This is a genomic window from Lancefieldella parvula (assembly GCF_963547875.1).
GTDB classification, from domain to species: domain Bacteria; phylum Actinomycetota; class Coriobacteriia; order Coriobacteriales; family Atopobiaceae; genus Lancefieldella; species Lancefieldella parvula_D.
Genome location: NZ_CAUUSI010000004.1, coordinates 1 through 14,485 on the forward strand (window position 1 = coordinate 1; position 14,485 = coordinate 14,485).

At 48.5% G+C, this 14,485-nt stretch carries 13 protein-coding genes and 1 riboswitch; of the genes, 1 reads left to right on the forward strand and 12 read right to left on the reverse strand.

The window, feature by feature from the left end; translation table 11 throughout:
* Together RWJ96_RS02655 and RWJ96_RS02660 are read right to left on the reverse strand one after the other, a co-directional pair.
* The coding region (locus tag RWJ96_RS02655) for an energy-coupling factor transporter ATPase (protein ID WP_314018801.1) at positions 1–1,715 on the reverse strand (1,715 nt) is incomplete at its 3' end.
* The gene (locus tag RWJ96_RS02660) at positions 1,708–2,295 is read right to left on the reverse strand and encodes an ECF transporter S component (protein ID WP_314018802.1); all 588 of its coding nucleotides are present in this window, start codon (positions 2,293–2,295) and stop codon (positions 1,708–1,710) included. The genes RWJ96_RS02655 and RWJ96_RS02660, both read right to left, overlap by 8 nt.
* Before the next feature lie 5 nt (positions 2,296–2,300).
* A riboswitch (FMN riboswitch) is annotated at positions 2,301–2,466 on the reverse strand.
* A 200-nt stretch (positions 2,467–2,666) separates the two neighbouring features.
* Here RWJ96_RS02660 and murB point away from each other — a divergent pair.
* Complete coding sequence (murB, locus tag RWJ96_RS02665; protein ID WP_314018803.1) at positions 2,667–3,593, forward strand: UDP-N-acetylmuramate dehydrogenase; 927 nt, start codon at positions 2,667–2,669, stop codon at positions 3,591–3,593.
* A gap of 151 nt (positions 3,594–3,744) precedes the next feature.
* On the opposite strand, the gene RWJ96_RS02670 is transcribed toward murB, so the two are convergent.
* The 10 genes from RWJ96_RS02670 to RWJ96_RS02715 form a co-directional block, all read right to left on the reverse strand.
* A complete protein-coding gene (locus RWJ96_RS02670; protein ID WP_314018804.1) occupies positions 3,745–5,052 on the reverse strand; it encodes a 6-phosphofructokinase in 1,308 nt (435 codons plus the stop codon).
* A gap of 650 nt (positions 5,053–5,702) precedes the next feature.
* Positions 5,703–6,992, reverse strand: coding sequence for a phosphopyruvate hydratase (gene eno / locus RWJ96_RS02675; RefSeq protein WP_314018805.1), 1,290 nt, complete (start codon positions 6,990–6,992; stop codon positions 5,703–5,705).
* A gap of 232 nt (positions 6,993–7,224) precedes the next feature.
* Complete coding sequence (locus RWJ96_RS02680) at positions 7,225–7,581, reverse strand: cupin domain-containing protein (RefSeq protein WP_314018806.1); 357 nt, start codon at positions 7,579–7,581, stop codon at positions 7,225–7,227.
* 102 nt (positions 7,582–7,683) lie between these two features.
* The gene (locus RWJ96_RS02685; protein WP_314018807.1) at positions 7,684–9,879 is read right to left on the reverse strand and encodes a UvrD-helicase domain-containing protein; all 2,196 of its coding nucleotides are present in this window, start codon (positions 9,877–9,879) and stop codon (positions 7,684–7,686) included.
* 7 nt (positions 9,880–9,886) lie between these two features.
* Positions 9,887–10,471, reverse strand: a complete 585-nt coding sequence (gene yihA, locus RWJ96_RS02690; RefSeq protein WP_311396976.1) for a ribosome biogenesis GTP-binding protein YihA/YsxC — start codon at positions 10,469–10,471, stop codon at positions 9,887–9,889.
* Between the two features lie 168 nt (positions 10,472–10,639).
* Positions 10,640–11,266 carry a DUF5028 domain-containing protein gene (locus RWJ96_RS02695; protein WP_314018808.1) on the reverse strand — a complete coding sequence of 209 codons (627 nt, stop codon included), beginning with the start codon at positions 11,264–11,266 and terminating at the stop codon, positions 10,640–10,642.
* Complete coding sequence (locus tag RWJ96_RS02700) at positions 11,263–11,922, reverse strand: ATP-binding cassette domain-containing protein (protein WP_314018809.1); 660 nt, start codon at positions 11,920–11,922, stop codon at positions 11,263–11,265. Before RWJ96_RS02700 ends, RWJ96_RS02695 begins: the two co-directional genes overlap by 4 nt.
* A 2-nt stretch (positions 11,923–11,924) precedes the next feature.
* Positions 11,925–12,788, reverse strand: coding sequence for a hypothetical protein (locus RWJ96_RS02705; RefSeq protein WP_314018810.1), 864 nt, complete (start codon positions 12,786–12,788; stop codon positions 11,925–11,927).
* A complete protein-coding gene (locus RWJ96_RS02710; protein WP_314018811.1) occupies positions 12,775–13,593 on the reverse strand; it encodes a hypothetical protein in 819 nt (272 codons plus the stop codon). The genes RWJ96_RS02705 and RWJ96_RS02710 overlap by 14 nt, the downstream gene beginning before the upstream one ends.
* Positions 13,590–14,477: a hypothetical protein gene (locus RWJ96_RS02715; RefSeq protein ID WP_035432819.1), complete on the reverse strand. Its 888-nt coding sequence runs from the start codon at positions 14,475–14,477 to the stop codon at positions 13,590–13,592. Before RWJ96_RS02715 ends, RWJ96_RS02710 begins: the two co-directional genes overlap by 4 nt.
* Positions 14,478–14,485: the final 8 nt, after the last annotated feature.

Consider the following 14,485-nt stretch of genomic DNA (forward strand, 5'->3'; position numbering starts at 1 on the left):
GGAATGCCCAGTCCAAGCTCCTGGAATTCTGCCTCTGAGAAATGAGTAAATGTTTGTTGCGGCGAGCCTGAGAAAACCAGGTCACCCTCATGAAGCACGATAATCTGGTCAGTTTCTGCCGCATCCTCCATCGAGTGTGTGAGCTCAATAACGGTGCAGCCGTCCTCAAGAACGGCATTGATAATTTTTCTGAGCTCAGAGCAATAGTAAGGATCAAGTCCGCTGGTAGGCTCATCGAGCACAAGTACTTTTGGATGCATGGCAATAACGCCTGCAAGTGCGCACAGTCTCTGCTGACCACCAGAAAGCTCAAAAGGGGATGCGTCTGCCTTACGAGAAAGGCCCACAAGTCCCAGAGCAGCATCCACAGCACTTGCGACATCGCAGGTAGAAAGACCCAGGTTAGTGGGGCCAAATGCCACGTCTTCTGCAACCGTTTGCGCAAAAAGTTGGCGCTCCGGTCGCTGCATAACGTAGCCAACAATGCCGTGAAGTTTTCTGCGATTTTGCTTCTGTCGAGTATCCAAACCAGTTACACAGAGGCTACCGGCGTCAGGCGTATCAAGTGCGCAAATCAAGCGCGCCAGGGTAGATTTTCCTGAACCAGTGGAGCCAATCACGGCAACATGCGAGCCTTTTTGCACGTCAACCGAGATGTTTTTGAGCACGGGTTTCTGGTACGAGAACGTCACGTCGCGCACAGAAACCGCTGCTGGTTCGGACACGCTGTCGGCTGTAGCCACGCCGTCACAACCCGCGGCCATCGCTTCGCAGCTTTCAGCCACGCCGCCTTTCTCGCCTCGCGATTCTGTGGCGAGAAGCCCCGTCAGCTCGCTGAGCACGCGCTCAGCCGAAGGGGATTTGCACACGACAACTCCACGGTTGTTGAGCGCATGCGCCACCTGATAGGCAAACGGCTCTTCAAGATGCAGGCATTCAACTAGCTCGTGCTGCTCAAAGAGGGCTTCAGGTGTTCCCTCAAACGCAACGCGACCGTCGTCTAAGGCAATAACGTGGTCAGCAGAAACCACTTCGTCCATGAAATGCGTCACATGAACGATAGTCTTTCCAGCTGCACGGAGTTTCTCGACAAGCCCCATAACGTTATTTCTATGAACAACGTCAAGAGCTGCGGAAGGTTCGTCAAGAATCAGGATTTGCGGCTTCATGACCAGCGCGCCCGAGATTGCCACGCGTTGCTGCTGACCGCCCGAGAGCATCTGCGGATTTTCGGAAGCAAACTTGGTGAGAGTTCCAAGGGTAATCTGCTGTTCTACCAGCGGTGTTATCTGATCACTGGGCACCTGAAGGTTCTCCAGACCAAAGGCAATATCGTCTGCGACAACGCTGCAAATAATCTGATCCTCAGGATTCTGAAAGACCAGGCCAAGCTGCGGACGAATGGTCTTATACGCTTCAAAGTCAACTTGGCCGTCATTGACAACGGTGGTTCCCAGAAAGGTAACAGTTCCCTTGTCAGGCGCTGTAAGGCCAGAAAGAATTGAAGCAACGGTAGACTTGCCCGAACCGTTTGCGCCAACAATACAGGTACGTTTACCTGCGGGAATAGAGAACGAGACGTGGTCTAAGGCAACCACGCCTTTTGCGTGCACAAAGGTCACGTCCAAAAGCGTCGCAGCTACAGGCAGGTCCTGAGTTTGTGCGGTGCTTTCAGACGTGTATAAATCAGGGGAATTGTTGCCCAGATTACTCACCGTCTTTGATGCTCTCAAAGAGTGAGGTAGCTGAGCGCATGATAACAACAAAGATGATGCTGTTAATAGCAACCTTCACCACGTTAAAGGGGAGAAGTGCTGGAACAATTAGTCCGCTTACTGCTTCTACACTCATGCCGGTGTAGATTGGCGTAACTACAAGGTTGCCAAGAATGCAGGCAACAACACTGATAACGCTGCCCACAATGAGGGCAATTACCAGCTGTTTGATATTCTCGGAACGGTTATACACAATCAGCGAGACAGGCAAAACGTAGCTAAGCGTTGCCAGAATTGCCATGATAGTGCCGTAAATTCCGGACTCCGTGGTGAGGTGCAGGAGGTAGGGAAGCACCGAGACAATCGCGCCCGCGGCAGGGCCAAAAGCTACGCCTGCGAGCAGGGCAAAGACGCCCGATGGATCGTACTTCAAAAACGTCACGCCTGGAATAAGCGGGAACTGAAGTACCATGGTGCTGATTGCAGCAGCTGCACAAAGCATGGCGAGAATAGCGATTCTCTTGGTGGACCAGCCGTTAGAAGATGCGGTTGTTGCGTGGGTTGAGTGGGATGAAGCCATAAAAGTCTCCGTTTCTGACATCCGGACTGTACCGTTGGTCCTGGACTTTAACCAGGTTAACCGCCTTTGCGGGTCGCGGACTTGATGGCTCTTTGAGCTGGGCTGTTATAAACCCTGAAGCTCGGCCACCTTACCACCAGTAGGTAATTGCAACCATTTCTGAAACATATCGATAAGTACTATAGCAGAGTTAACAGCTGATAACACGTAAAACGGGATGGACATTTCTTTGACAGAATTGCAAAAGAAACTGTTTTATCGTTTCAGAATCATGATTTTCTCGGCCTAATGACGTGATTTTCTCGCCCCAACGCCACGTTTTTCTCGCTTGCGATAAACTATAAAAAGTAACTTACTAAGGAGCGTGTTACATGTCTGAAAGTGGCTATGACTTACAAAGCCTGGCCGGAAAGCTTTGCTCGATTGTTGGAGAAGAGAACGTCCTGGTAGACGAGCCAATGAGCGAGCACACCACTTTTAAAGTGGGTGGACCTGCGGATCTCTATGTCATCCCTGATGACCCTGATGAGGTTAAAGAGGCTCTCCTTGCGGTTAAAGACGCAGAAGCTCCTTATTTTATTCTCGGTTATGGCTCTGACCTGCTTGTTTCTGATGCAGGATATCGCGGCGTCATCATTGCCGTCGCTGATGGCCTGACCAGCGTAAGCATCGACGACACCGAGATGACCTGCCAGGCCGGCGTTGGCCTCAAAGAAGCCTCCGAGATGGCCTGTGAACTGGACCTTTCTGGGCTCGAGTTTGCGTGCGGCATCCCAGGTTCTGTGGGCGGCGCATGTTTCATGAACGCAGGCGCTTACGACGGTTGCATCGCTGACGTGCTCAAATCCGTCCGCGTCCTTCTCGCCGACGGCACCTTTGCTACGCTGGACGCTTCCGAGCTTGACCTGGGTTATCGTCACAGCAGAATCGCTGATGAGGGCATGATTGTGCTTTCTGCCACGTTCAATCTTCATCGCGCAGATGGCGAGAAGATCCGTGAAAAGATGGAAGAATTCACGCGCGCTCGCGAGGAAAAGCAGCCTCTTGAGCTGCCTTCCGCTGGTTCAACTTTCAAGCGTCCTGAGGGTCACTTTGTAGGCAAGCTTGTTACCGACGCTGGTCTTAAGGGTTATCGCTTTGGTGGCGCTGGTGTTTCCGATAAGCATGCTGGCTTTGTGGTCAACTACGATAACGCCACTGCCACCGAGGTCCACGCAGTTATTGAACACGTTCAAGCCGAGGTCAAGCGTCAGTTTGATGTCGAGCTTCACCCTGAGGTAAGGTTCCTCGGGGAGTAGCGAGCCGCGGCTCACACCCATCCGCAACGGGTCGCACGCGTCCGCGCGGCACTGTCGCGTCCGCAACGAATCGCACGCGTCCGCAACGAATCGCGCGCGTCCGCGCGGCGCTGTCGCGTCCGCACGGTACTATCGCGCCCGCAACGAATCCCTACGATAACTCCGCAAGAAAACGGGGAAGTCCGTCGGTAGAAATCGGCTCCTCCATGCCCGCAACAAGAGGACGCAGGTAGGTCAGGGCGGAGTCGGTAACGTTGAAACCGTCCTTGGAGATCATTTCTCGAGGCACAAGCTTTACCTTGTTAGCAACGTCGGCAACAGGGGTCGTGCGAATTTTCGTAGCATAAGGCGTATCTGAAGTTCGCTGAACGCCAACCATAATACCTGTTTTACCTTGGAGAACAGCTTTAATTCCTGCGGAGCCCAGCGCCTCAGCCTCGTCCAAGTCAACCCTGCTAGCAGCATGCGAAGCGCAGCGCTGCAGTGTATTGAGCTCAATGCCGCGAGACTTTACGCCTAGCTGATCCTTGGCTAGCTGCGACAAGTATTGAGCCGTTCCGGACTGTGCCGCGAGGTGACCAAACGTGTCAATTGAGACGGACTTTGCATCAAAAAGGAAACTACCATCCGCGTGATGGACGCCCTCGCTGACAACTACAATCACGTTGTTTTTCTCGCGAAGTCGCTGTTCAATGGCAGAAAGTAGTGCGTGTTCATCAAGCGGAATCTCGGGTAGAAGGACAAAATCTGGGGCGGTTCCGCAAATATCTTGCGCCAGTGCACCAGCCGCCGTGAGCCAGCCTGCGTCGCGACCCATGGCTTCGATAAACGTGACGTTTTTGCTGTTGTAGACGCCGCCGTCGCGGGTGAGCTCGGCGGTTACGGACGCAACGAATCGCGCCGCGCTACCAAAGCCGGGGGTGTGATCGGTGCCCTCGAGGTCGTTGTCGATGGTTTTTGGCACACCTACAACGCGAACATGGCTTTCCACCTGGGCAAAGTATCGAGACAGCTTGTGCGTGGTGTCCATGGAATCGTTGCCGCCGATGTATAGCACGGCGTCTACCTGGTATTTCTTGAGCTGCGCATCAATCTGCTGGTAGATAGGGGAGATGGCTGCGGATTCTGAGTTGTCAGCAAGCTCCGGCAGCTTAAAGCGGCAGCTACCCAGCCAGCTTGATGGCGTTTTCCTTAGGAGCTGGAGGTTCTTCTCGCCAGGATTTGTGGATGCGTGGTTGGACGATCCGGATTCAGACGCTGTAAGTTCAAGTGCTTCCACCAGATCAACGACGCCGCCCTCAAGAAATCCCTGGATTCCGTTGCGCATCCCGAGCACTCGGAGGCCCTGGGCGTGAGCTGCGCGAATAACACCCGCAAGCGATGCATTGATGGCTGCAGTCGGCCCGCCCGACTGTCCAACCAGGATTGTGCGTATTACATGCTCTGATGTGGTGTTCATGGCGCCTCGGATTCTTGAGAGTTGACATATCAAGTATAACCGCGGTGGGATGCTGCGGTGCCGTTATATCGACTGACGGAACATCCTCAAAAAACTGCAGATAAAACCAGACTCAATAGCCCAAATACATCGTGGAGCAGCTTTGGTTATAGAATTTGAATTTAATCACGTACGCTCAATTCACTATTATGCATAATTTCTATCTGATATACATAATTATGAATGAAGATATATCAAAGATTTAATTACCCTAAATTTCAGAGTTAAGCAAACACATCTATGTCGGATAATCTGCAAAATCAAGGATAAAAAACACATCTAATAACGATATTCTGCATGAGATAAGCGTTTTGCACGAAATGTATACGCATTTTCAGCAGATTATCCGACATAGGTGTGTTCGGGCGTTTCAAACTAGGCGCGGGTGCGCCTACGGAACTCATGCACCTGCTAGAAACATCGGACGTGGCGAGAAACCCGCAGGTCACGCAGCCGTTCTCAGACCCACACTCGCACCCGGGCCCGCGCCGCACCAGCGCACAAAAAAGCCGCACCTCAAATGAGATGCGGCTTCATAACTTCTAGCTGCCTAAACGGCGTTGCAGCTCGGTCGGGCCGGACGTGCGCCGTCTAGCCCACAACCTGCGAGTTTAGCGAAGGTTGTAGAAAGCGTCCATGCCCAGGTACTCAGCACCCTCAGCGAGATCGTCCTCGATGCGGAGAAGCTGGTTATACTTAGCAACACGCTCGGTACGAGCAGGTGCACCAGTCTTGATCTGACCAGCGTTGGTTGCAACAACGAGGTCGGCAATGGTGGTGTCCTCGGTCTCGCCGGAACGGTGGGAGACAACTGCGGTGTAACCTGCACGCTTAGCCATCTCGATAGCCTCGAGGGACTCGGTCAGGGTACCAATCTGGTTGACCTTGATGAGGATGGAGTTACCAGCGTGAACCTCAATGCCCTTCTTCAGGCGCTGAGTGTTGGTAACAAAGAGGTCGTCGCCGACGAGCTGGATCTTCTTGCCCAGACGCTGGGTAAGGACCTTCCAACCGTCCCAGTCCTCCTCTGCAAGACCGTCCTCGATGGAGACGATTGGGAACTTCTCGACCATTTCCTCGTAGTAAGCAACCATTTCCTCGGAGGTAAGGGAGCGACCCTCGCCCTTGAGGTCATACTTGCCGGTCTCCTTGTTGTAGAACTCAGAAGAAGCTGGGTCCATAGCAAAGCGGAAGTCCTTGCCAAGCTCAAAGCCAGCAGCCTGAACAGCCTCGGAAAGAAGCTCAAGTGGCTCCTCGTTGGACTTAAGGTCTGGAGCAAAGCCGCCCTCGTCACCAACACCGGTGTTGAGACCCTGGGACTTCAGAGTGTCCTTGAGGGTGTGGTAAACCTGTGCGCACCAGCGAAGAGCGGTGGTGAAGTCAGGGGCACCAACAGGCATAATCATGAACTCCTGGAAGTCAACGTTGTTGTCAGCATGGACGCCGCCGTTGAGGACGTTCATCATAGGAACAGGAAGAGTGTGAGCGTTTGCGCCACCGAGGTAAGCGTAAAGTGGAAGCTCAGCAGAAGCAGCTGCAGCGTGAGCGACAGCAAGAGAAACGCCGAGAATAGCGTTTGCGCCAAGGCGACCCTTGTTTGGAGTACCGTCAAGCTTGATCATAGCGAGGTCAAGACCACGCTGATCCTCTGCGTCCCAACCAATAACGAGGTCACGGATCTCGGTGTTGACGTGCTCGACTGCCTTCAGAACGCCCTTGCCCAGGTAACGGCTCTTGTCGCCGTCGCGAAGCTCTACAGCCTCGAACTCACCGGTAGAAGCGCCGGAAGGAACGATTGCACGACCAAAGGAACCGTCGTCAAGAACAACCTCAACCTCAACGGTTGGATTGCCACGGGAATCGAGAACCTCACGTGCGTGAACATCAAAAATCTGGCTCATAGCTCACCTTTCTTTAGGTTTAACATTTTGCTGATTGCACAGACATAAATAGTATACCCATTCTGTTATGTGGTGTGTATTGTAATTACACAGAGTATTAGGCCAGAAGTAGCTAGTATTTGACCAGGAAGAGATAGTATTTGACCAGGCAGACGCGCTGTCCACCTGGCCAAAGAGAAAATACCTGCGGAATTATGCAGAATTCTGCGGAATTGTTAGGTAAATATATAAATTATTTCTGAGGATACACAACAACCAGCAGCATCTTGAACTCTTCTGGAGCCTGGAGTGCATGTGGATGACCAAGTGGCATCACAATAGACTGGCCAGCTTCAAGGGTGTAGACATCGTCATCGATGGTGATGTTTGCGCGTCCCTCAAGAATGGTGACAAATGCGTCGCCGCCCGCGCGATGGCTTGCAATCTCTTCACCTGCGCCAAAGCCAAAAAGGGTAACGCTAACGGCATCGTTTTGCGCAAGAGTCTTGCTGATGACCTGGCCAGAAAGGCATGCAACCTGATCTTTGAGGGTTACTACGGTCTTTGCGTCGATGTTCTTCATGACACCAGGAATCAATTCTTCGGACATACTAACCTCCAACGGTAAATGTTATCGATGACAAGCATTTACCCGAACTAGCCGTCTTCAATCAGTAAATTTCAAAAAAATCGCAGGTAGAAATTGCTTTTTTTAAAGCAATTTGCTGAGCAGCGAAGTCATCTTTCCCTGAGAGACCACCATCACGTGATGCATCGCGCGAGAAAGGGCGGTATAGAGCCTACGGCGAGAAATTCCGTCTGCTTTATACACTTCCTCTTGTGCATCGGCAACAATGACCTGATCAAACTCAAGACCCTTTGCCAGAGCAAGGTCGAGAAGAACAACGCCCTTCGCGGGGAGAGAATCGTGGCTGGTGAGCACCTTGACCCCGTCGCGTGACTCGACCTGTGCCGCACCGTTGGTCTGCACTGCACCGTCGGCGTCCGCCGCAAAAAGCCCTTCCAGCTGTTTGGTCAGCCAGCGAACACGAGGCTTCTCGGTACACACAATGGCGGTCAGTCCGTCAAACTCTTGTGCCTGCTCAATAAGGGACTTCATAGTTTGCAGGTACTCGGCGCGCTCAGTATCTTTGTTGTCAGCGACCACCTCAAAGAACTCAGGTTTTTTGCCGCCGCGTTGAACGGAGCTTGTCTGGCCACGCTCTTCTTCGCTCAAAAGCGAGGTAAAGAGCGCAGTAATCTCGGGAGAGGAGCGGTAGCTGGTCAGAAGCTTACAGGTAGAAACTGCGCCCTCGCCGTGCGTTGCGGTAAAGATCTTCTCAATCTGCTCAAACGTTGCGGTATCTTCCCAAATTGCCTGGTTAGAGTCACCCAAAAGTAGGAAGTGCGCTCGCGAGAAGTACTTTCCAAGCACCATAAGCTGCGTTTCGGTGTAGTCTTGGACCTCATCGATCATGACAAACTTGACGTTTTTCTCGCCAGCGCCTGTGATAAGAAGACGCAGGTAAACACATTCGGCGCCGCTTAGAGCAGAGGCGTTGAGCATGCGCATGCCAATGCGGTCGATGCGCAGCCAGGAAGCGGACTCGATGACCTCGTGCGCAGAGGCAAAACGCCAGTTGAGGAACTCGCGGGTGCGCGCCAGAACTTCTTCCTCGTCGGAAGGGCTGATGGTGCGACCAAAGACCTCAAGCTGCTGCTCAACGTCAAGGGAGAGCATCTCTTCCTGGATTTCGTCGTTGTGAGCCATCTGGCCAAGTCTGCGCTCTAGGCGGGTGTGGAGCTCGTCTTTGGCAAGTGCAATGAGGCGCGGGCCAACAGGGAATTGCGAGAACTTTGCCACAGAACTAGCCACCTGAGCTGGCTTAATAAGCGTGGTTCCCTCAACAGAAATGGCCTTGAAGTCGTCCTCGTAGAGCTCAAGTGTGGCAAGTTGCTCTTCAAGTTTCTTCAGAGAATCGGGGTTGTTATGGGCGCCCGATGCGTGGTCGGCTAGGCCTAATGCCTTGAGGAAAGAATCCCAGGTAAATACCTGTGGATTGTGCTCGCCCATGCTAGGCAAAACTGTGTTGATGTAGCGACCAAACATCTCGTTAGGAGTGAACAGGTACACCTGGTCTGCGGTGAGCGTAGTGCGCTGCTGGTACAGAAGGTACGCAATACGCTGCAGCAAAACGGACGTTTTGCCCGAGCCTGCAATGCCGTTGACCAGCAGAACCGGCACATCCTCGTGCCTGACAACAACGTTTTGTTCGCGCTGGATAGTTGCGGTGATGGCCTGCAGCTTCTCGGTGTGCTGACGCTTTAGCGCGGCAAGCAGCAGAGAGTCTTCAATGGCAACCGTTGTGTCAAAGTAGAGGTTCAGCTTGTCGCGCGTGATGTCAAACTGTCGTCTAAGTTCCAGTTCAACCGTTCTTTTCTTGCCGTCTACCTGGTACGACGTAGTTCCCATCTCTTGGTTGTAATACGTCTCGGCAACGGGGCTGCGCCAATCAACAATAAGCGGCGTACGGTCTTTGTCGGTGATGCCTGCCGCACCAATGTATACATCGCGAGAAGGACGTCCGGGTCGCATTTTGAGCGTGACCTTAGCAAAGTAAGGCTGCCTCAAAAGGATTTCAACTCGACCGAGTTTCTCGACAGTAAAATCGTGGTACTGGTTGTAGGTATCAATAACGCTGTTGAGCGTCTCAATGGCCGCAAGGGTCTCGATGGTTTCGTCCGCTCCGCCAAAGTCCGGGCGGATTTCTTCACTCATCTGACGAAGGTCTCTAGCTGCATCTTTTTGCGTGGTGTTGAGCGTTGTGTCCAAATCCTCACGAATCTCAACAAGTTTTTGGTATACGTGGGAGAGGTGCTCTTGCTCTTGCTGGTGGATTGGATCCATGATGCTCCTAGATAGTTGCGTCTTCGATGCGGCGGCGCAACTCGTCAATGCCCAGGCCGGTCTCGGATGAAGTAATAATGGCCTGTTCAGGGGTGATGTGGAATGCCTTGCGCAGGGCGGCCGCGGCTTGATTTTGCTTGCCGCGTGCAATCTTATCTGCCTTGGTAAACGCAACTACAAAGGGCAGCTCAGCCTCTTGAAGAAAGCTAATCATCTGCAGGTCAAGCTTTTGAGCTTCATGCCTGATGTCAACAAGGCTAATAACCAGGTTAAAGCTGCGTTCTTGCTCAAAGTAACCACCGATGAGGTCTGCCCAGCGCTGTTTTTCTTGGCGAGAAACTCGTGCAAATCCGTAGCCGGGCAAGTCTACAAATTTGACGCCATCAACGTCAAAGAAGTTGATATTAGCGGTTTTACCTGGGACACTTGAAACTCGTGCGAGCTGTTTTCTGCCAATAAGTTTATTTAAGAGGGAAGACTTTCCCACGTTTGAGCGGCCCACAAAAGCCACCTCTGGGGTCTCTGGAGAAGGAAGTTGTGAAATTGCCCCGTATGATGCCTCATATTGTGCGGTTTCATACTTAAGACCCATGATGCCTCCCATTGCGCTTCAAAAACGTAAGGTATTATTTTAGCGCAAACTGGGAGACAGCTAACAATCCATTCATCCGTAGTGGGAGGGGTGGCACAATCCGTAGTGGGGGGGTGGCACAATCTGTAGTGGGGGTGGTGAAACCTGTTGCTGGAATGGTAAGAATTGCTATAGAGACACTCGAATTCGTTTTTCTACAGGTAGACGAGAAACAAGCAAATCAAACGTCGTATCAGTAATCGGATTTCTATAGATTTCCTCTCCTGTGAGATTTACTACATAAGGCACATGAAAAACATACGAGGTATGCGGTTTGATGGCAATTCGCGAAGTGGTTATATTTGGCTGGACAAGCGGCCAAAGGGAATTTTCATTTCCTAAATCGCAAATGTAATAGGTGTTGTTGGCTTGTGGAATTAAAATCGTGCCGAGAAAATCTATTCCTCCTACAGGCTCAGTCTCTTCTCTATCATTTTTAATTTCTATAGTGACATCTATCACACTTGTTTGATTGCCATGAGCATTAGGTTGTTGTGGTGTAATACCATGTTTTTCCAGGTAGCCGTCATATGTGGTTAGGGCAATTTCAGTTATTCGTATTGAATATCCCTCTGTATTCTCAGAAGACGAATAATGAAAATTTCCGTCAAGGGGGACCCATTCTCCCATTTGATAAATCTCTTCGGGGATAGTTAGTGCATGGGTATTTACCCACCAAACTCTGTAGCCAAGAGCACAAACCAGTACAAAGCTTATGGCAATTGCGAATAATGGTAGTTTGCTTTTTAGTTTCATGATGCACGTCTTTGCACGTCGATCTTCTCGATAATTTTACCGAGCTTCATTTTGTAAATTACATCGCAGACAATCTCTAAGAACTCAGCATCATGACTTGATACGAGAAGTGTTGCGCCTCTATCTCTTTGTTCAACAATGAGCTCCGTGAGCATATGGACACCGTCTTCATCAAGAGCATTTGTTGGCTCATCAAGAATAATTAAATCCGGTTGTTCAAAAAATGCCATGGCAATTCCTAAGCGTTGCTTCATGCCAAGGGAGTATTTTCTAACAGGTCTTTTGTCTTTAGGATCAAGTCCTACTTTTTCAATTGCGACATCAATATCTTGCTCAGACGCAATTTGTTTTATTGACGAGAGAATCTCTAGGTTCTTACGACCGCTATATGAGCTGAGAAGTGCTGGTTTTTCTAGAAGCAGACCAACACTTGGTGGGAAATCTATATCATCCCAGAGCTTTTTGTTTTCAATAGAAACATATCCTTGGGTAGGCTTAATGAGACCACAGACCGCTCGCATAAGCATTGTTTTACCAGAGCCGTTTTGGCCCTCGAGACCAATTATCGCTCTCTTTTCCAAGGATAATGTGACATCCTTGAGAACAGTATCGTTTCCGATTTCTTTTGTTAGATGCTCAACTGAAATGTACGACATGTTTACTCACCGCCAAACTGATCAATGTTCTTAAAGCGTGAAAGAGACAGATAAAGAAAAATACCTAGTGAGCCAATACAAAAAACTAACGTGCAGAGCGGATTGACTCCTGCACAGAGGTTGCCTTCAACAATCTCCCTGCTAGTTGAATCAATATAGAGAGAACTTCGAGAAAACATCATGTAGTTACCAATAAGGAGCGGATGTAATTTGAAAATCGAGGAGACTATCCAGGAAATTATTAAAAAGAGAGGAGGCCATTCTTTAATAAATAATCCTGCTGAACATTGAAGCGTTATAAGAGATAGTGAAGTAATGAATAGAGATCCCATCAATGGGACAATACTTACCGTATTTGCAGGTAATGTTGAGGCGTCAAAACCTTCGAGAATTTCTAAGCTTAATGTCGTAGTTGATAGAATTTCTCCACCGTGAAGCAGTGTAAATAAAAGGATTACAACTCCCGCTATTATCCAATAAAGCCCAGTTGCTGTCACACAACTTACTGTTAGAAGAATAGGATAGAAGCTCTTTGAGGAGGACATAACAAGATACATATCTTTTCTTAGTGACCTGGAGACTGCCAGAAAACACATTAGATGGGGAAGTAAAACAAGTATTAACCAGGCAAAAGGAATTTTAATTTTTGGCATAGCAGCATTTGAAGAAATGCTTTGCAATATCTGTGGCATTCCAGCAAATAGACTTGATACGTTATCTGCAAATGTTGGATTACTTGTTGCTGAACGATTGAACACTACAAGAGATGTAGCAACGATAAGTATCATTAAGATGGTACAGATACAAAATGGACCACGTAATGAATAGATAAAAGGACCAAATGGAATTACTTTAGAGTTTCTCATAATGACCGCCAAACTCTATATTTTTAGTTCCAATGAGGCCAAAAATGTTTAAGCAAATGATTCCAACAAGAAAATATAAAGTTGTATATACAGGGCTATATCCTTCTGGATTAAAAGGAAGAAGTCTCGAAAAAGTCATTAATGTAGAGGGGAATGGAAGTTCAGGAAAGAACTCTCCTAAAACTAGCAGCGATACGCTTAGTAATATAGCTAGTGAATTGTGAGCATAGAGTTCCATTACTTTGTAAAAAGAGTAAAAGAACAAGAGGCCAAGATAATAAATGCCGAGAAGGACTAATACTTCTGAGGCTGTGAGCGAAAAATTTGTAGCAACTTGAACGGTATGGTTAATGAAGATATTTACATTTAGTGTAGCAATAGTAAGGCTGTTGCCTGTACAAATAAGTAAAACAACGTATGTCATTATATAGACGGCAATCAAAACGAGACAAGATACGCTTATATTTATATAGCTATAAATCCAAAATCTAGTTTTCTTCTCAAATCTCATTATGCGTTGAATAGAAAAATGTTCATTCTTGTCTGAGCTTGAAATAATGACTATAAGAAGAAAAGAGATGCAGAGTGCGGTCCACTCTATAGAGAACGTGTGGGCAGATCCGAAAAATGTTGCGATAATCAAATCACCTAAAGAAAATGAATATCCTCCTTGTGTAATTAAGCTGAATTGTGCAAAAGAAGAAATAAACGCAGTACAAGATAGCAACATCGCAAAAAGCGCTACTAGAAGATTTTTATGCACATCAAAAAGCTGAGTGAAGTTCCTTGAAATTTGATGTTTCATAGCAGATCACTTCTACAAGTCTTTTTGTAAGAAATGAAGATAACCAGTAATAGCAAAACAAAACAGAAGCAATAGAATCCAAGTTTTGTTGAAGCATATTCAGAACTTATCAACTGAAAGAAATTCAACTTAATAAAAGAATTTTGTCCCACTTCTCTTAATTGAGCAGAGAAGAGGATTGCAGAAAATTGTGAGCCTAGGAACGCTAATAGATGCAGCAGAAAATAAGAAACAAAAATTGCTTGGAATTTGGTTTTAGATAAACTTGCGAAAAGAGAAACAACACAGGAAAACAGCCCTCCAATTATGAAGGCTAATACGGATAGAGTAATGACATAAGCAAGAGGAGAGTTATAAAAGAGTCCTGAGAATAAAGAGTTCATTGGGACTGCGGTATATATCTCATCGTAAATTTTTGGCGTAGATAACGGTAAGAAACAAATTACAGCTAAAAAATTAAGGACAAGAGGTAAGGCAGAGCAAATACCTCCAGAAACAAAGCTTACATATAGTTTTATCCTGATAACACTAGCTTTTTTAATTCTAAGACATTGCTGTTCAAGCACTCCTTCTTTTGAATCGTTGCTTAGTATCCAAGCAGTTGGGATGGTAGCTAAGAGCGGCCATAAGAGATAGTACAGTCCACTGTAAAAATCTCCGATTCGTGTGGGAATCCAAGCAGTATAAGCAGAAATGACAGAAAGCAAAGTGTTATAGGAAAGATGATTTCCCTGTTGAAGAGTTGCTTCTAAGGTATTAAATTCAATTTGAATTTCAATCCAAGCAGCAAGTAGTGCAAGACAGGCGCCAATTGCAATACATATCCAAAATAATGGGTTATGGGTAAGTTGTCGCTTAAATTCAGACTTGAACAATGAATTCATAGCAAACA